General features: G+C 39.6%; 9 protein-coding genes and 1 tRNA gene. 7 read left to right on the top strand and 3 right to left on the bottom strand.

Going from position 1 to position 20,532, the window contains the following annotated elements:
• Positions 1-83 precede the first annotated feature (83 nt).
• Positions 84-2,027, bottom strand: a complete 1,944-nt coding sequence (nagB, locus tag BUL40_RS10990; protein ID WP_080319310.1) for a glucosamine-6-phosphate deaminase — start codon at positions 2,025-2,027, stop codon at positions 84-86.
• A gap of 173 nt (positions 2,028-2,200) precedes the next feature.
• On the opposite strand from nagB, the gene BUL40_RS10985 reads away from it, so the two are divergent.
• Complete coding sequence (locus BUL40_RS10985; RefSeq protein ID WP_080319309.1) at positions 2,201-2,950, top strand: DeoR/GlpR family DNA-binding transcription regulator; 750 nt, start codon at positions 2,201-2,203, stop codon at positions 2,948-2,950.
• Position 2,951: 1 nt separating this feature from the next.
• The gene (gene murQ, locus BUL40_RS10980) at positions 2,952-3,773 is read left to right on the top strand and encodes an N-acetylmuramic acid 6-phosphate etherase (RefSeq protein WP_080319308.1); all 822 of its coding nucleotides are present in this window, start codon (positions 2,952-2,954) and stop codon (positions 3,771-3,773) included.
• Positions 3,774-3,776: 3 nt separating this feature from the next.
• Here the strand turns inward: murQ and BUL40_RS10975 are convergent, their stop codons facing one another.
• Entirely contained in the window at positions 3,777-4,898 is a 1,122-nt protein-coding gene (locus tag BUL40_RS10975) for a PQQ-dependent sugar dehydrogenase (RefSeq protein WP_080319307.1), read from the bottom strand.
• A gap of 144 nt (positions 4,899-5,042) precedes the next feature.
• On the opposite strand from BUL40_RS10975, the gene BUL40_RS10970 reads away from it, so the two are divergent.
• Positions 5,043-13,541 (top strand): T9SS type B sorting domain-containing protein, encoded by an 8,499-nt coding sequence (locus BUL40_RS10970; RefSeq protein WP_080319306.1) that lies wholly within the window; start codon positions 5,043-5,045, stop codon positions 13,539-13,541.
• 57 nt (positions 13,542-13,598) lie between these two features.
• A tRNA-Pro gene (locus tag BUL40_RS10965) sits at positions 13,599-13,672 on the top strand.
• A gap of 55 nt (positions 13,673-13,727) precedes the next feature.
• Here the strand turns inward: BUL40_RS10965 and BUL40_RS10960 are convergent.
• Positions 13,728-14,042 (bottom strand): four-helix bundle copper-binding protein, encoded by a 315-nt coding sequence (locus tag BUL40_RS10960; RefSeq protein ID WP_080319305.1) that lies wholly within the window; start codon positions 14,040-14,042, stop codon positions 13,728-13,730.
• A gap of 597 nt (positions 14,043-14,639) precedes the next feature.
• Between BUL40_RS10960 and BUL40_RS10950 the strand changes: the two genes are divergently transcribed.
• From BUL40_RS10950 to BUL40_RS10940, 3 genes are read left to right on the top strand one after another with little or no spacing between them, the layout of a single operon-like run.
• On the top strand, positions 14,640-17,624 hold the full coding sequence (locus BUL40_RS10950; protein ID WP_080319303.1) for a SusC/RagA family TonB-linked outer membrane protein: 2,985 nt from the start codon (positions 14,640-14,642) through the stop codon (positions 17,622-17,624).
• Between the two features lie 13 nt (positions 17,625-17,637).
• Positions 17,638-19,197 (top strand): RagB/SusD family nutrient uptake outer membrane protein, encoded by a 1,560-nt coding sequence (locus BUL40_RS10945; RefSeq protein WP_176465474.1) that lies wholly within the window; start codon positions 17,638-17,640, stop codon positions 19,195-19,197.
• A gap of 11 nt (positions 19,198-19,208) precedes the next feature.
• Positions 19,209-20,522 carry a SusF/SusE family outer membrane protein gene (locus BUL40_RS10940; RefSeq protein ID WP_080319302.1) on the top strand — a complete coding sequence of 438 codons (1,314 nt, stop codon included), beginning with the start codon at positions 19,209-19,211 and terminating at the stop codon, positions 20,520-20,522.
• The last annotated feature ends 10 nt before the right edge of the window (positions 20,523-20,532 follow it).

Here is a 20,532-nt window from a genome sequence, read left to right as displayed (position 1 = left end):
CTACCAAATATAGGTAGGCCTAGTGGGGGTTAAACTAACAAAATAGATTTAATCGCTGCAATAAATTGAAAGTTAAAAATGTTCTATTTTTTAAAATGGTATTGAACAAAACCTTCCATTGCTTCATATTCGGCTAGGCCTAGGGCATTGTATTTAAAGGCCGTTTCCGTGTTACGTTGTTGTGCTCTTTGCCAAAATTCTCGTTTATCGTTTCCTGGGAACATGGCACTATCTTTTTGAGATTGGTGCTTAAATATGGCGTTAATTTTACGCTTCATATCCTTGGGGCCAATAGGAACGGCCATTTCCATATCTGCAATATCCCATTCTTGCCATGCACCACGGTATAACCATACATAACAGTCTTTTAACCATTTTGCACCTTGCTCTTGTAGCCTTTCCAATGCCAAGAATATTATTTGTAAACAAACCCTATGTGTACCATGAGGGTCAGACAAGTCTCCTGCCGCGAATATTTGATGGGGTTGCACTTTATTTAATAAGTCTACCGTTAACTGAATATCTTCTTCTGAATGTGGTTTTTTCTTAACTGCCCCCGTTTCATAAAATGGTAAATTTTGAAAATGTGCGTTTTTTTCTGGAACACCACAGTATCTACAGGCTGCTAGCGCTTCACCTTTTCTAATTAACCCTTTGTATTCTTGGATTTCTGGACTGTCTACTTCTCCCGGTTTTTTGTTGTTTATGAACTCACGTACCGCTTTCATTTTAGAATTCAATTTATCATCTTTATCTACTTCCGTAGCAAAATCTAAAAATCGAATTACTTCATCATCAAAAACGGCAATATTTCCAGATGTTTGGTAGGCCACGTGTACATCGTGCCCTTGATCTACCAATCGTAAGAGGGTGCCACCCATAGAAATTACATCGTCATCTGGGTGTGGACTAAAGATTAAAGATGTTTTAGGATAAGGATTAGCACGTTCTGGTCTATTGCTATCATCTGCATTTGGTTTGCCACCTGGCCAGCCAGTAATGGTGGCTTGCAATTGGTTAAAAACCTTAAGGTTAATTTGTTCCGCAGATCCTATTTCTGCAATTAAATTACCCATTCCATATTCGTTGTAATCCTCGTTGGTAAGCTTAAGTATAGCTTTTTCCAATTTTTCGGATAACCATATGGTTGCTTTTTTTATAAGTCTATCGTTCCAGTTGACTTCTCCTACCAACCAAGGTGTTTCTATACGGGTTAGTAAAGATCCGGCAGCTTCATCTATTATGTAATCACAGTTGGGATGTTCCTGTAAAAAAGTGGCAGGTACACTTTCCCTGATTTCACCTTCTACGGCCTCTTTTATTATGCGAGATTTACCTTCGCCCCAAGCCATTAAGATAATTCTTGTAGCGCTCATAATAGTACCAACACCCATGGTTATGGCGCGTTGTGGTACGTTTTCTTCTCCAAAGAAATCACTTGCGGCGTCTAATTTGGTTACACGATCTAGGCGTACCAATCTGGTTTTACTACTTATACTGGAACCAGGTTCATTAAAACCAATGTGTCCTGTTCTACCAATCCCCAATACTTGTATGTCAATACCGCCTAAATCTGCAATTTTTTGCTCGTATGCATCGCAAAATGCCCTAATATCCTCTTTTTTTAAGGTGCCATCCGGTATGTGGATATTTTTTTTATCGATATCTAAATGGTCAAAAAGATGCTCGTTCATAAAGCGAACGTAACTATGGATAGAGTCCGGTTGCATAGGATAATATTCATCCAAATTAAAGGTTGCAACGTTTTTAAAACTCAATCCATCTTCTTGATGAAATTTAACCAAATAGTCGTAAACCTTGGTAGGAGTGGACCCTGTAGCCAATCCTAACACTGCCATTTTTCCTTCTTTCTGTCTTCTGCGGATAAGTTCTGCAATTTCATTTGCTACATAAAAAGAAGCACTATTAGAATCCTCATGGATCATAGTGTTTACCTTTTCAAATTTTCTAATTTCTGGATTATCATTATCCAAAATGGTTTGCTGTTTGGTGAGCGTTTCGGACATAAGTCTGTAATTTCTGATTTAAAAACAGCACAAAGTTATAAAAAAATCTATTATTTGCTGTTTTATGCTGTTTTATTTTCACTTTACTGCAAATAATAACTTTAAATCAATATTATGCTAGCATAAAACAGCAATTTTGAGAATTCCATATATTTGCAACATAAATTCAAGAAATGCTCAAAGAAGAACGGCAACGAATAATCCTTAATGAGGTAGAATTACATAATAAAGTACTTCTTATGGATATAGCGGAAAAATTAGACGTTTCTATAGACACGGTTAGGCGAGATGTGAAGGAGTTGGATGCAGAGAGTAAACTTAGAAAGGTGCATGGTGGTGCGGTATCTTTAGGTTTTGCCAATTTTAGTCCCTCTAGGAATAACGTTTATGCGTTAGAGAAGAAGACGGCAATTGCAGAAAAAGCCTTAAAGCTTATAAAAAACAATAGTGTAATCTTAATTGATGGGGGTACTACTTGTTTAGAATTAGCAAGGTTGTTACCGGTTAACCTAAATATAACCTGTTTTACCTTAAGCTTGCCCGTAGCCATGGAATTATTAAATAAACCTAATGTAGAAACCATTTTTATAGGAGGTAATTTATCCAAGGATTCCCAAATATCTTACGGAGCCAATACCATTAATAACTTGTCCCAACTAAAAGTAGACTGGGCATTTATTGGTACGGGTTACGTAGATGCTACTTATGGTCTTACGGAATTTGATTGGGATATTGTGCAAACTAAGAAGGCTGTAATAAAGGCTTCCAAGAAATCCGTCTTATTATGCATTTCTGAAAAATTAAATTCGCAACACCGTTATAAAACATGCGATTTAGCACAAATTAATACAATGGTAACAGAATTGGAACCAGACCATAGAGACCTTAATCCCTTTAAAAACCAAGAAATTAGCTTACTTTAATATGACCGCATTTAATAAAATTACGGAAACATCTTCCTTACACGATAATTTGGAAAGTCTGTCTACAAAAGAATTATTGCATAAAATTAATGAAGAAGACCAAAAGGTTGCCTTAGCGGTACAAAAGGTAATACCACAAATTGAAAAATTGGTAGAGCAATTGGTTGCCAGATTTGAAAAAGGAGGAAGGTTATTTTATATTGGTGCCGGTACCAGTGGTAGATTGGGTGTTTTAGATGCATCAGAGATACCACCTACTTTTGGTATGCCCTATGACAGGGTCATTGGATTAATTGCAGGTGGTGATGTTGCTATTAGAAAAGCAGTGGAGTTTGCAGAGGATAATACCCTACAGGCCTGGAAAGATTTAAATGTATATGGTATTAATAAAAACGACGTTGTTGTTGGGATAGCCGCATCTGGTACCACCCCTTATGTTTTGGGTGGCATAGAAGATGCAAAAAAGAACGGACTGCTAACAGCTGGAATTACGAATAATCCCGGGTCTCCTTTGGCTACCCAAGCGGATATTGCTATTGCTGTTGAGGTAGGTCCGGAATTTGTGACCGGTAGCACTAGAATGAAATCGGGCACCAGTCAAAAAATGGTCTTAAATATGATTTCTACCGCTTTGATGATTCGAATAGGTAGGATAAAAGGCAACAAAATGGTAGATATGCAATTAAGCAATAAAAAACTGGTGGATCGTGGAACCCGTTATCTTATTGAAGCTTTAGGTCTGGAATATGAGGTTGCGGAAGCTGCACTTAAAAAATTTGGCTCCGTACGGGCCGCAATAGTGAATCTAAAGGATAACGGATAGGAGTTAGGACTTTGGGGTTAACTTATATATACCTTTACCCTCTACCCCTATATAAACATAGCCATCTGGCCCTTCCTTAACGCTACGTACACGGCCAATACCATCCAATAACTTTTCACGATAGATAACTTTATTATCTTTTAATACCAGGCGCTCTAAATACTGAAAAGCCAGCGAGCCAACCAAAAGATTACCTTTCCAATTGGGGTATTTATTAGTTGTTATAAAAGCCATTCCACTAGGTGCTATAGAAGGTACCCAATAATGTATAGGCTGTTCCATACCTTGCATTTTGGTTTTATCTGTAATTTTTGTGCCACTGTAGTTAATACCATAGGTAATAGACGGCCAGCCATAGTTTTTACCTTTTTTAATGGTATTAATTTCGTCTCCACCCCTAGGACCATGTTCGTGCTCCCAAATTTCGCCGTTAAACGGATTTAGTACTAATCCCTGTGGATTACGATGCCCATAACTAAAAACAGCTTTTTTTGCATTGGTTTCGGTATAAAATGGATTATCCGTAGGTATACTCCCGTCTTTGTTTAGACGATATATTTTACCGCCATCTCTGGTAATATCTTGCGGATTTTCATCTCTATTGCCTCTATCTCCAATAGAAAAATATAGATATCCTTCTTTATCAAAAACAATTCTGGAACCGAAGTGATGCGATGTGGTGCTATTTGGACTTGCTTTGTACAGAACTTTTTTATCTATAAGTTCCTCGTTAAACAGTTTGCATCTTAAAAGAGCGGTATTGCTACCTTTTTCTTTTCCGTCTGCAGAAACATAGGTTAAATAAATGTAACCGTTAGAAGAATATTGTGGGTCCAGTGCTACATCCAATAGACCGCCTTGACCAGCTACTTTAATATCGGGTAAGCCCTTTATAATTCTTTTTGAGCCATCTTTATATAAAATTAGTTTTCCTTCTTTCTCGGTAATAAGTAAACTGTTATCTGGTAAAAAAACAAAGCCCCAAGGGTTCCTTAAATCCGGTACTACTAATTCTTTGGAAAGTATAGGTTTTTCAGTGGTTGAGATGGTATTATCCGTGTTTTGTCCACAAGACGTTCCTAGCAGTACAACGAAAAAATGTAAAGTCAATATATACTTTTTCATAAATTGATCGTTAGAATAATGGTAATACCCGTTAAAATGCAATTGTTTTACGGTGAATAAAGATAACTAGATTATATAGATAAATAATTACACCTAGAAATATTAGGCTCCCAAATCCCGGTATTTCTACAACAGACTTAACCTATGCAAAGCAATAAAGCCCTACGTGTTTTATATGCGCTATTGTTGATTTTTGTATCAATAGTAGGCTATGCCTCTCTCTCAGAAGCAAGGGTGCTTCGTTTTCTTGAATGGAAAACGGAAGCAACGCCCAAAGTTACCAAGCAATTGGAAGAAGTGACCAGTTCTTCTAGTAAACACAATTTTAGCGAAAATACATTTGAAGCAACAGCCGCAATGTTCACCACCATTATTACCAATGGAGATGAGAGCGTGGGATGTACGGATAATGGTTTTACAGTAGTGCGGTATAATCTATGTGGTGATTTTGACGACAGAACGGTTACCCTTAATGGCAGTTATGGTAGCTATCAATGGCAGCAATTTAGTCCAAGTGGTACCTGTACGGCAGATATCAATGATACCTGTCCAAATACTACCAACACCTGCTGGTCTACAGTAGATACCGATTCTAATTTTACAATAGACGCAAGTTCAATTAACCCTACCAACGGTGGGGAATTTCGTGTTAGGGTAGACAATGGTGCCTACTATTATTTTAAGGTTAAAAAGAGTACGATTACCCAAACCTATGTAAAAAGAAATTACATCTGTGATGTTCCGGGTAGAATACAAATTACAAATCTTTCTAGTTCTTATGAATACGCCATTAATCCTGGTACTGGTTTTGGTGCTTGGCAAAATTCTGCAATTTTTGAAGGTTTAACACCGGGGACTTATGTGGTTAAAGCAAGACTAAGAAATACACCAAACACTTGTGAGTACCCGTATGAGCCAATAGAAATTGAAGAAAGAGAAATTGATATTGATGTTACCTATACAGATGCTAATTGTTTTGGAGAAACAGGAAGTATTACTGTAACGGTAAATGACGTACCTGGTCCGTACAAATACACCTTATTGGACCAAATGGGTGTACCTCAAGAATTTACAACTTTTATTGCAACGAACCCTTATACCTTTTCAGCGGTTGGTTTTGGTACCTATAGCGTGCAAGTAGAAACGCAACAATGTGCCGGAGACCCTGGAAATGGTATCCCCGCTCCCAGACAAACAACAGATGTCAATGGCAATCCAATCACCATTGGTGATGGATTGGTTCCATTGGCAGCATCTACAGAGGTAAACGAGAGTTTAAATGCTACTTGTGGGGTTAACGATGTAAATATTATAGTACGTACCTCTGGTGGTGCGGCCCCCTACACATTTACAACGAGTGATGGTGGTAATTCTGGTGGTTCCTATACTACTAGTACAACTTACAATGTTACTGCTGCAGGGGATTATGATTTTTATATTACGGACGCCAACGGCTGTACCATAACGGCATCTGCCTCTGTTGAAGAGCTTACGCCCCCTGATATTACGGTTACAGGTACGGATGGAACATGTAGTAATGGTGGTGCAAAATTAAATTTTACCATCAACGATTCTAAAGGTTACAATTTGTCTTTTAGGGCAACATCCGCAGACCCTTGGTCTACAAACCCTATCCTCTCCGTTGCGGCAGGAACTTACAATAATATTCAGGTTAGGTATCAGCAAGGAACGGTAGATTGTATTTTAAACGTGCCTAGCTCGGTTACGGTAACCAGTGTGGGTACCATTGTAGGTAATGCCGTTAAACTTTCCGATAGGTCTTGTAATGGGGCCGGAGGTGTAGATGGTGGTATTATTGAGTTTCAAGGTCCTTTTAGTGGTGGTTCCGGTAGTGGGTATGTATTTAGTATTTCAGGAGATGCCGCCGCTAATTTTAGTACGCAAACTACTTATACAAATTTAGCGCCCGGCACATATACTCCAATAATAAGAGATGGTGGTGGGTGTAGATTAGAGTTAACGCCAATAACTATTTTGGATGTTGACCCTCCTAGCAATATCGATTTCTCGCAAAATAATACCAATTGTGCGGCAAATACATCAGACGTTCAACTAACAGTTACAGCTACTGCTGCTATTGCTACTTATGAGGTTATTAGCCCTGTGGTAATTAACAATGGTGGTAACGATACGTTTTTAGGGCTTACCAATAATACCAACTATACTTTTAGGGTAACAGATGTAAATGGTTGTCAATACGAAGAAAGTTATAATCCTTCTGTTATAAGTTCGGTTAGGGCTAGGGTAAAATCTGGAGGAGATACTCGTATATGTAGTGGTGCTTCTGATGGATCAGGAACCTTTATAATAGACGGTTTTACCAACAATTATACATACAACATTAATGGTGGTACAGAAAGTGCTGCTCAATCCGATGCAGAAGTTACCGTTAACAGTTTGGCGGCGGGTAATTATACCATTACCGTAACCGATGTGGATTCTGGTTGTACGGATACCGCCACCCTAACTATAGAAGAACCGGCAACAGCTATTGGATTAAGTGGTACCGTAACCGCTATGAGTTGCGATAACAACAACTTGGGTAGGGTAGTGGCCAATGCAACCGGAGGTTGGGGAAATTACAGTTATACATTATTATATCCTGATGGTTCAACGCAGGCTGGGCCAAAATCGGGAACGGTTTTCGGCAATCTAGGTCAAGAAGGTATGTATACCTTAACGGTTGAAGATATAGAAGGTTGTACGGATACGTTTACCTTTTCTTTAAATAGGATAGAAGCACCAGTAATTGCGCTAGACGCAAGTACGGATTATTGTTTTGAGCCAAGCACCGGTGCTACGGTAGTAGTAACGGCCAGTGGTGGTTCTGCGGGGCCTCCTTATACTTTTAGAATGGACGGTGGTGCTACGCAACCAACCGGCACCTTTACAAATGTGGGTACGGGAACGCATACAATAGAAGTAGAAGATGCTAATGGTTGTACGGATACGGTTAATGTTACCATAAGACCACAATTACGTGTAACCGCTAATATCATCGCAGAGATACCCTGTGGTGGTTTAGATGGCGAAATTGAGGTAAGGGCAAGTAGAGGTTATCTTTCGGGTTCTGGCCCAAAGAATTATGAAATTAGCTCAGATAATGGGGTTACTTGGTCTGCGCCACAACCTTTAACCACAAATACATTTAGCCATTTTACCAATGTAGACGGTACCTATGTGTTTAGGGTAACCGATAATGAGGGTTGTGTTGCTACATCCTCTCCAATAATAATGAATCCGCCGGCAAATATAAATCCGGCGACTCATAATGTGAGTCCAGCTAGCTGTGGACAAACGAATAATGGCCGGGTAATCATTACGCCAGACGCGACAAGTGGATTACCCCCTTATGAAGTTGATTTTGATGGAGGTGGGTGGTCCTCACAGACCGCCTTCTCCAATCTTCAAGCTGGGCAAACATATACCTATCAGGTTAGAGATGCTAGAGGTTGTGTAACGGTAGCACAAAGCTTTACCGTTCCTACGGATGGTACTCCTCCGCCAGATGCAACTGTAGTACAAGATATAGCCACCTGTTCCTCAGGAACCATATTAGGTGGTATTAGTATCACTAATGTTACAGATGGTGTTCCTGATTTTACCTATATTTTGCAAGATGAGTTTGGTGCAGAAATTGCCACCATTGGCCCAACTGCAAGTACTTCTGAATCATTTACTGGCTTAGAGCCAGGTAATTACCGCGTAATTACGGTGGATGCCAATGGATGTACGGACACGGATAATGTGACGATTACACAGACCACTTTAGATGTAGTACCAGACCCTGTGATTGCGCCCACATGTGGACCTTCAGGTTTTTCCAACACGGTTGAGATTGTTGGTGGGGTAGGACCGTTTTTAATCCGTTTGGTAGGAGACCCAAACCCTGCGGTTACACCAAATAGCCCGCCAAGAAGACATACTTTTACTAATCTATTGTTTGGCGTAACCTATACGGTTGAAGTTACGGATTTAGGTACAGGATGTATTTATGAAGATGAAATACCACCGGTAAGTGGACCAAATTTACTTTCTGTTGCAGCAACTTCTACCCCTGGTGCTTGTGATGTAAATAGAAATGGAGAAATACAATATACAATAGATGGTTTTAACCTTGGGGATACATTGGTGGTAGAATTAATGAATTCTGATGACGGCTCTATAACCCCAATAGGAACGGTTACCCCAGGTATGGTTCCCTATTCAGATACTATAGCGGAGCTGGCAGGTAACTATCAGGTTATTGTAACCAACCAAACAGACAATTGTAATGCTGCAGGTTCGGTTACAATAGAAGAAAATCTGCCTAGCTATATTATACTTTCAGAAGAGCCAGCTAATTGTAATGCGTTTGGCCAGATAACCGTACAAGGTTATGGTGGCGATGGCGGTCCTTACGAATTTGCTTTTATGCCAGATGGCGCTATTCCAGCAGTGGGAGATTATAGCAATGAAACAACGTTTGTAGGTCCTGCTGGAGATTATGATGTATATGTAAGGGATGCTTCGGGTTGTACCTCTTTTGATATCGCAACTATAATCGCTTTGCGTCCAGATTTACCAGCGCCTACAATAGATGTGGTTAATCAATGTGATGTTACGGCTACCAGTTTTGAAATTCAAGTACGTATTGCAAATACTTTGGCAGATACACCAAGATTTACCATGGGTGGAGACACCCAAATTGGAGTGGATAATGGTACGGACTACGTGGCTACATTTTACGTTAATTCTCCTGGAAATTACACTATAGATGTGCAAGATGCGGATGGTTGTACCAGTCAGGGAATTGCTGATGTTTATGAATTTTTAACGGTCAGTGGTTCGTTTAGTACCATGCCCAATTGTTTTGATAACGATGGTACCATAGCTATTGATGTTGTGGGCGGTAGCGATGATTTCACCTTTGAACTACAAGATGAATTTGGAGTGTATATAGGACCAACGCTTACTGGGGATAGAACGGCGGGTGTTTTTACCAATTTAACCACAGGAAATTATAGGGTTTTTGTTTCAGATAATGAAACGGGATGTAATGACACGGTTACCATAAATCTGGACGACCCCGTACCGCCTGTTATTGATTCGGTTGTGGATCAAGATATTTCTTGTAATGGTGCAAATGATGGTTCTATAGACGTATTAATTGATCCCGTTAGTGCTGTAGATAGTCCTTTTACCTATAACTTATACCAAGCAGGTACAGCTACAATTGTACAGACAAATGCTTCGGGCGTATTTAATGGTCTTGTTCAAGGTTTTTATGATGTTGTGGTTGTATCTGATAGAGGATGTGAAGATCGCCGAGACAATATTGAAATAGAAGAACCACCAGTATTTGAAATAGGTGCAACAGCTCCAGATTTTGCATGTGAAGTAGGAGCAAATAGATTTAGTAGTACCATTATAACGGTAAGTGTTGATCCCAATGCAACCGGTAATGTAGGTACGGCTGGCTATCAATATAGTATAACCGGTTTTAGTAATTATCAATCTACAAACACTTTTGAAATTATAGATGATGGCACCACACAAACCATAACGGTTTATGCCATAGATGGTAATGGTTGTCAAGACCAATTTGACGTTATCATTTCGCCACCTACAGATGTAGTACCTACAATTACCAATACCACGGCCTTAACGTGTGCTACTGATGAGTTGGTGGAGGTAACGGTAACCGGAACAACTAATTATGAAATAGAAGTGACACCTGCCGTGCCGGGAAGTCCTTTTAACAGTGGGGGCGCTGCAACAACAACTATTAACCTACCAAATGCCGGTGAATATTTGTTTGTTGTAAATGATTTATCTCCAAATGGATGTTCTTATCCATTGCCGAAATATACTGTTAATGAACCTATTGTACCAACTGCATTAATATCTGAGGCTGCCCCTATACTTTGTGATGGGGATGCCAATGGTGCACTTTTTATAGATGTATCCAATTATTCCGGGAATTATAGCTACGAGGTTTTTGCCGTAGACGGTGCGGGAACACAAGTTTCTACCGGCAATACTGGCTCGTTTAATACGGCTAATTTCCCGGATATTAATGGAGATGCCGCAAGAATAGCAGGCCTGCCAGGAGGTAACTTTGTGGTACGTATTACATCTTTGGATACACCGTTCTGTTCTGCAGAAAGTAACTTGGCAACCATTAGAACGCCAAGTGGTCCTTTGGCGGTGAGTACCATGGAAATTGGTAATGTGAGTTGTCTGGATAATACAGGAAACATTGAAGCTATTGCAACGGGGGGTTGGGATGTTTCGCCTTATGAATATCGTTTATTGCTGGATGATGGTACGGGTACCTATCCAACAGAGGTAAGTCCGTTTTCTGCAATAAATGAATTTGAAGACCTTTCTAGTGGTGATTACCGAGTAGAAGTTAGGGACATTGAAGGGTGTATAACTTTTGATGATATTACTTTAAATCCAATAGACCCCATTGTTGCAGGAATTAGAGAACCTGCGGGATTGGTGTGTCCTGGTGGTAATAATGCGGTATTAGAAGCATTTGATCCAACAACAGGAGATGCAGATACGGCAACGGCTGGGGCATCTGGAGGCGTTGCGGGAGCAGGCTATAAATACCAATTAATTTATCTAGGTAGTAATAATATCACGGACGAATTATCAAGAAGTGGTCTACAAGATTCGCCAACTTTTATTGGTGTGAGTGGAGAAGGGTATATAAGTGAAGGGTGGTATGCCATAGAAATTTCTTCTAGTTATTCTTGTGTTGGGGTAACAGAACCGTATTATGTAAATCCGCCACCAGCAATAATACCTAATTTGGTACAGGTTAGAGCACCAGGATGTGGTGGTTTAGGACAAATGCGTTTAACGGTGACCAATCCAGAGGCCGGATTTGACTATGAGTATAGATCTGTTAATACACCAGACCCAATTAACGACCCCTACATTTCTATGGGATCAGGTGTTACATCGGTTATCATAGATGGTGGTCCGGGCTTTTACCAGTTTGATGTAAGAAAAGTGAACCTTAACAATACTTGTGATCCAGTTGCATCTAATGGTCTAACCTTGGTAGATGCACAAGACTTGGATCTGGTAGTAAATTTACCTGATGATATTTCCTGTGCTTCAGAAACAGATGGGCGTATAGAATCTTTCTCTTCTGGAGGTGTGGGCTCTAATAATTATTATTTATTTTCCGGTAATCCGGGGGATCCTTTTAATCCAAACGCCGGTGCTACTTTGGTTAGAGGTCCACAGCCAGACGGTACCTTTGAGGCGCTGCCAGAAGGTACGGATTATTACGTTGCGGTAACCAGTGGTGTAACCTGTTCAGATGTAGAGGGGCCATTTGTAATAGAAAGGCCAGATCCTATAGAATTTCAAATTTCTACTACTAACGTAAGTTGTAGTGGAGAAGAAGATGGTAGTATAACCATAGAAGTTACTAGTGGAGGTGAAGGATTAATACAATTCGCCATTGCTCCTAATTTTAATGAGTTCTTTAATGATGTTGATACCCCGGGTGTTTACACTTTTGAGGACTTGCAAGGTAGCCCATCTGGTACGGAGTATATTATTCTAATACAGGATTCCCAAGGTTGTTCAGAAACAGAGACCGTGCGTGTATTTTCACCAGAAGAGTTAACGGCTACGTTTACGGCAACACCAGAAACTTGTCTAGGGGTTGCAGATGGTAGCGCACAACTTAATATACAAGGAGGAACACCTTTTGTGGACGCAATATCAGGACAATCGTATTATGAGGTAGCATTTAATTCTTCATTAGAAGAAGATTACCAAAGAAATGATACCCTCTTATATGAGAATCTATTGGGAGGTGAGTCTTATGTGTTTTTCGTGAGAGATGCCATGGGCTGTGAAACCACTGTCATAGTACCTATTAATAGTGGTGTGGACTTGGTGCCAACTGCAGAAGTGGTTTACGGTTGCGAAGGTATATTTCCATTTAGCACTGTTACCATAGATTTAATGGATAGGAGTGAACTGTCTAGAACTTTATTTTCATTGGATGTAGATGATGTATCTATGGCTTCTGAGGAACGTGTTTTTGGAAATCTACCAGCAGGCGAACATACGGTGTATGCCTATCATGAAAATGGTTGTGTAACCTTTGTGGAGTTTAGTGTAGATACCTTTGAACCATTAACGTTGTCTGCGGAACAAACGGGTCCAGGTGAGATTACGGCTACGGCAATAGGCGGCTTTGGTGATTACGAGTTCTTCTTTAATGGTGAGTCTTACGGGGCGGAAAACGTATTTACCATTAATTACGACTCTAACATAGAAATTAGGGTAATAGATGCCCAGGGTTGCGAGTCTATAATATTTATGCCTTTTGATTTTGAAGGTATGCCAGAATTTCCAGATTTCTTTACACCCAACGGAGATGTGATGAACGAAAATTGGTTTGTAAAGAATGCAGACTTATTTCCGAACATGGAGGTTAAAATCTTTGATAGATACGGCAGGGTGGTTGCAATTTTAAACGAAGTAAAGGGCTGGGACGGTACATACGAAGGCTCTCCTTTACCAACAGGAGATTATTGGTATGTTGTTAATGCCAATGATGCAGACAAGCAACAATTTGTTGGTCATTTTACATTGTATAGATAAGGTCTTAAAAAGAGTAGTGCTATCTAAAATATATTCTTATTTTTGCATCCCAAAATCCGGGATGTGGCGCAGTCTGGTAGCGTACACGCATGGGGTGCGTGTGGTCGCTGGTTCGAATCCAGTCATCCCGACGAACTAATAAAAAACAAAGGCTTCCAAATTTGGAAGCCTTTGTTTTTTATAGTGTTATGCTGCTATCTTTCTACATTCATCCGCACAAGCTTTACAACTGGCGGCACAAATTTGACAGTGTTCATGACTGTGCGCACCGCATTGTTCTGCACACCAATCACAGATTTCGGCACATATGGCAGCATAGGCTTTACTAAACTTAGAATTGGCACTCATACTTTTTATACAAGCCAAGCAAGCATCAATACACTCCATACAGCACACAGGGCAGTCGTTCATACTTTGTTTGCCTGCCATATTGGCCAAACAATTTTGGCAATCTACCATACATTGTTGGCATAATTGTATACAAATGGTGTAACGGTTCATATCTTTTGCTTATAAGTTGTTCAATATAAAGAGTACAGATATAACAAAAGACAGGCAAAAAAAGATACCAGAGGTTACCAAATAATATTTGGTACGTTCTAAAACTTTATGAGAATCGCTTATAGATGTCATATATTTTCTTTTTGATGTCAAACAATTTTTCAAAACAAAAATCACCAAATGCGCCGTATTTGGTTTGCTTATATCGGTTAGTTGTTAACCCAATTAAGAAAAAGAACAAAGGTTATATTGAGGTTTTCTCTTTTTGCTAGGGATGTGATTTTTATATTCGGAATTAAACAGGGATATATTACGATTTATGAAAAACAACTGTTCCAAATAACGTATATAAATCAAATTTTAACACAACCTGACAATTGTTGGTTAATTGGTTACGCAGAAGCTACAATAGAAAATAAATACCTGAAAAACAACAATTTAAAAATAAGCGCACTATTTAGAATAGAAGGGGTCATATACTGATTTTAGGTCATTTTATAATTTGAAGCGAACCAGAAGAGCGCATCCAGTAGTTTTAGTTAGCAAATTGAAATAGGTGTAAAGACCTAGAACTTCTAACTAAAAATTAACTCACAAATGCGAAAGAAAATTTCGATGATTTTTCTGTGGCTTCTTTGTGCTCCAATTTTTGTATTGGCACAAACTACGGTTACAGGAACGGTCACTGATGCAGATTTTGGTACACCTTTACCAGGCGCATCAATTGTAATTAAAGGTACAACTACTGGAGTTACAACAGATTTTGATGGTAACTATTCTATTGAGGCAGAAACGGGAAGTATTTTAATTTTTTCCTACATAGGATTAAAATCAAAAGAAGTTACCGTTACCGCAAATACCATAAATGTTGCTTTGGAGAGCGATGTGTCTCAATTGGAAGAGGTGGTGGTAATAGGTTATGGTACTACTACCAAAAAGGATGCTACAGGTGCTGTGCAATTATTAACGGCAGAAGACTTAAACAAAGGTGCTATTACAACCGCTGACCAAATGATAACCGGTAAATCGGCCGGTGTTCGTGTGGTAAACAATGGTGGTGACCCGGATGCAGGAATCAACATCCGTATACGTGGTGGATCTTCACTTAACGCGAACAATAGCCCATTGATCGTTATTGATGGTATTCCGTTGTCTAACCAAAATCCTGCTGGTCAGGCAAACCCATTAACTTTAATAAATCCAAACGATATTGAGTCGTTTTCGGTACTTAAAGACGCTTCTTCTACAGCTATTTATGGTTCTAGGGCTTCCAACGGGGTAATTATAATCACTACTAAGTCTGGAACCAAAGGAGCACCGCAATTTAATTTCTCTTCTAACGTACAAGTAGGTACTCTTAGTAATCAAATTGATATTTTTGACTCTGCCGAGTATGTAGATTTTATCCAGAATACCTATCCAGACAGTGCTGGTTTACTAGGTTTAAATGGAACCATATACGACACTAATTGGCAAGAAGAAATATACAGAACTTCTTACACGGTTAATAACAACCTTACGGCTAGAGCAAATCTTTTTAACAAAATACCAATTAGAGCTTCTTTTGGTCATTCAGAAATTGCAGGTATTTTAAAAGAATCGCAGTTAGATAGGTATACGGCATCTCTAAATATTGCACCAGAATTTTTTGACCAGCATTTAAAGGTTACTATTAATGCCAAAGAGATTGCTACGGAAAAAGACCAGCCAGATGGTGGTGCTATTGGTAGTGCCCTAGCAGCAAACCCAACATTGCCAATTTATGACCCACAAGGTGGTATTTTTGGTGGCTTTTATCAAATTACGGACGATCAAGGTATCGTAGGGCCGGCAAATCCATTGGCGTTACTAAAACAGCGTGAGCGTAATGAAGATGCAGACCGTTTTATTGGTAGTGCTGAACTTAGATATAAAATCCATGGTTTTGAGGAGTTAACAGCAGTAGTAAATACGGGTATAGATTATTCTGAATCAACTATAAACGAATATTTTTTACCTAGCGCAGTGGCCGCCTACACGGTTTTTGATGGTTTACCCATATTTAACAATTTTAGCCCTAATTACGGGGAAAATCAGATAAAGAGAGATCACTTATTAGATGCCTATTTAAATTATGCTAAAGATTTTGAAGGCGCTATTAATAGATTGGATGTACAAGCCGGTTATGCCTATCAAAATTTTACGACCCAAGGAACCACTTTTCCAACTACAACAGAGAATGGTTTTAGGGAATCCCAGCAACCGTTTAAGTATTATACAGAACTTAATCTACAATCTTTCTTTGCCAGGGCAAACCTAACATTATATGATAGCTTTTTGTTTACGGCTTCGGTAAGGGCAGATGCCTCTTCTTTATTCTCAGAAGATGATAGGTGGGGGTATTTTCCTGCGGCAGCATTGGCATGGAAATTAGATGAAGAGCAATTTTTGGAAAATACCAATTGGATAGACCAATTAAAATTAAGATTAGGTTGGGGTCTTACGGGCCAACAAGACATCACGGGACCAGTGGGTTATTTCCCTTACACCGCTTTGTATGATGATGGCGACCCTACCGTAGGCTATATTTTTGGAAATCAAGTGGTAACAACTTACAGGGCCAATGCCTTTAATCCAGATTTAACTTGGGAAAAAACATCAACTTATAACATTGGTGTAGATTTTAACTTCTTTTCTAATAGGTTAAGTGGTAGTGTTGATGGTTATATTAGAAACACCACGGATTTATTGGCAGAGGTGCCCCAATCAGAAGGAGCCTTGAGAAACAGATTTGTAAGCAATGTTGGCGAAACAGAAAGTAAAGGTTTTGAGGCTGCCTTGCAGTATAGACCTATACAGACAGAGGACTTTAATTTAGAATTGAATGCCAATGCAGCGTTCAACGAAACTTATATTACCGATTTGGATAACATTACCCAATTTTCTAGCGGCGGAGGTATAGGTCGTGGAACAGGTGTTAATATTGGGCAAACAGCAGTTGGTGAGCGCAACCGTACTTTTTGGTTATATGAGCAGGTTTATGATGCTAATGGTAGCGCTATAGAAGACGCTTTTGTAGATCAAAATGGAGATGGTGTTATCTCTGATGCAGATAGAAGATTTATCCCGTTTGAACCTAAGTGGACATACGGTTTTGGTACGTTTGTTCAGTATAAAAACCTGGATTTTACGGCAAACTTAAGAGGACAATTAGGGGGCAAGGTGTATAACGCCAACCTATTGAATAGAGGTTATTCTTTGGCGGCAATACCGCAAACAGATTCAGGATTTATAACCAACACCCTAGACCTTTATAATAATGGGCAATACAATGGATTTTCAGATATACCGTCTGATAACCAAGCATTGTCTGATTTTTATTTATCCGATGCTTCTTTTTTAAGGCTAGACAATATTACTATTGGTTACAATCTTAAACCTTTCGAGGATAAAAAATTGGCCTTAAGAATTTACGGATCTGCCAATAACCTATTTGTTATTACAGATTACGATGGTTTAGATCCAGAAAATTTTGATGGTATAGAATCAGCACCTTATGCAAGACCACGTACCTATACTTTAGGATTGAATGTAGATTTCTAAAAACAAACTGAACATGATTAAAAAAATAATATTCGGACTTTTTACGGCTACCCTCTTGGTAGGCTGTACAGACGATTTAAATACGGAGCCTAGAATAGAACAAAGTTTGGATAACTTGTTAGATTCAGACCCAAATGCCACCTTGGGTATCCTTGGTAAATTATACGGTGGTTTGGCATTGCATGGTATTGGTATTCCGGGTAGTGGTAATCAGCAAGCAGATATAGCTGGCGATGACCCAGGAGAAACGGTATTTTTTAGGGCAATTTGGAACATGCAAGAGCTTACTACGGATATTGCTAAAAATCGTTGGGGAGATGGTGGCTTAGACCCATTAACTACTGCTACCAACTGGGTGCCAACAAACAAATTCTTTGGTTATTTATATAATAGAAGTTACTTCAATATTGCACAAATCAATAACTTCATTATAGATGTGCAAAAGACAGATGATGCCAATGCGGAATTGTATGTTGCCGAGGCGCGCTTTTTACGTGCGTTGTTCTATTATTATTTAATGGACACTTTTGGTGGCGTTGTCTTAGTGACCGAAGCAGACGGTGTAACAGGTGTAAGCCGTGCAAAGAGCACACGTACGGAGGTATTTGATTTTGTGGAAAGCGAATTGTTGGCGGTAGAAGAAACAATACCTGCAAATAATGAATACGGTAGGGCAAATAAAGCAGCCGTACACATGTTATTGGCAAAGGTGTATTTAAACGCAGCGGTGTATACGGGTACCGATAGATATGCAGATGCATTAACGTATAGTGAAAAGGTAATTTTAGAATCGCCATTTACTTTGGATGATGATTACCAATCTATATTTCAAGGTGATAATTTTACCTCTCCAGAAATAATTTTCCCAATTATAGGAGATAGAAATACTGTACAATCTTTTGGTACGGCTACATATCTAACTAATGGTAGTTTAGGAGATACTACTATGCCAATAGCGGAATTCGGAAATTCTGAAAGTTGGTTTGGTCACCGTTGTACGCCTGCTATTTATGGTTTGTTTGGCGATTTAGAGACCACAGCAGATAGCAGAGCTATTTTCTGGACAGAGGGGCATAGTTATGAAATGGACGATTACCGTACGTGGGAAAGTGGTTATCCAACTACTAAATTCCAAAACCAATACTCAGACGGAAGTTCTGGTCAGAGTCGTTTCTCAGATACCGATATTCCATTATTCCGTTTGGCAGATGCCTATCTTATGTATGCAGAAGCATTTTTTAGAGGTGGTGGTGGTTCTGCAGCTCAGGCTGTAGATTACATAAATGCCCTTAGAGAAAGAGCATACGGTGATGCTAGTGGAAATATTACAGAAGCAGATTTAACTGAGCAGTTCTTGATAGATGAGCGCGCACGCGAATTGTACTATGAAGGTCATAGAAGACAAGATTTGATTCGTTTTGGTCGCTTTACTGGAGGAACTTACAATTGGCCTTGGAAAGGTAATGTGGCAGATGGTACTTCCATTCCAGACCATTACAACTTGTTTCCATTTCCTTTAGAAGCATTACAAGCAAATCCATTATTGGAACAAAACCCAGGCTATACTAACTAAAAACTAAAACGATGAAGAAAAATTTAGCATTTATATATGCATCCATCGTGGCAATGGCACTTTTGGTGACAGGTTGTAGCGATGATGATGAGAATATTAGAGTAAGTAGCGAGGCAAGTACACAGCTTACACTATCTTCCACGGATGCACTAGAATTAACTAGAGACATGACGGGCGAAACCGTACTAAGCCTAAATTGGACCGCTCCAGATTTTGGCTTTACTGGTGCAGTGCCCACTTATAATGTGGTGGTAGGCGTAGACGCCGCAACAGAAGCAGAACCATCTCGTGTAAACGTAGGCAATGTTTTAAGTAAAGAATTCTTAGCAGAAGAATTGAATGAATCGGTAGCAGATGCTGGCGCTTTAGCCGGTTTGGAAAATGAGGTTAAGATTTGGGTAGAGGCCATGTTGGGCCAAGAGGTTGTAGCGGCATCCAGCCCACAACTTTTAACCATTACAGGGTATGCAACTACATTTGATCTAAGCTCGCCTTGGGGTCTTGTGGGTTCTGCAACACCTAATGGTTGGGATGGGCCAGATGTGCCGGTTTACAGTACGGCTATCGCTAACGAATTTGTGGCTTATGTTACACTGGTAGACGGCGAGCTTAAGATAAGAAGAGATAATGATTGGGCCGTTAATTATGGCGATACAGGAGCAGATGGTATTCTTGACGAAGGCGGTGATAACATTCAGGTAACGGCTGGTACTTACAAAGTAATGTTTAGCTTAAACGACTTTACCTACAGCATAGAGCCATTCTCATGGGGATTGGTTGGTGATGCTACACCAAATGGTTGGGATGGTCCTGATACGCCTTTAACGTATGACTCTTCTTCTGACCAATGGAGGGCAGTGGTAACACTTACCAATGGTGAAATGAAGTTTAGACAAAATAACGATTGGGCCGTAAACTTTGGTGATACCGGTGCAGATGGTACTATTGAAGCTAATGGTGATAATATTATGGTAGAAGCTGGTAACTATCTAGTTTCGGTAGACTTCACCAATAACCTATATACTTTAGAACCTATTGATATTTGGGGCTTGGTTGGTGATGCTGCTCCCAATGGGTGGGACGGTCCTAACGTACGTTTTACACCGGATTATGCCAACGAAGGCGTTTGGATTTTGGAAAATGTTACGTTGTTAGACGGTGAAATTAAATTCCGTACCAATGATGCTTGGGATTTTAATTATGGAGATGATGGTAATGACGGTACGTTAGAGGTAGACGGAGCCAACATTCCAGTAAGTGCAGGTACGTATACCATAACATTGTATTTGGCAGATGCCGATAACCCAACCTACACTATCGAATAAATCAAGAAAT

It is taken from the genome of Croceivirga radicis, assembly GCF_002072105.2.
GTDB classification, from domain to species: domain Bacteria; phylum Bacteroidota; class Bacteroidia; order Flavobacteriales; family Flavobacteriaceae; genus Croceivirga; species Croceivirga radicis.
Note: the sequence above shows the minus strand (reverse complement) of the source record. Positions and strands in the feature narration are given on the sequence as shown.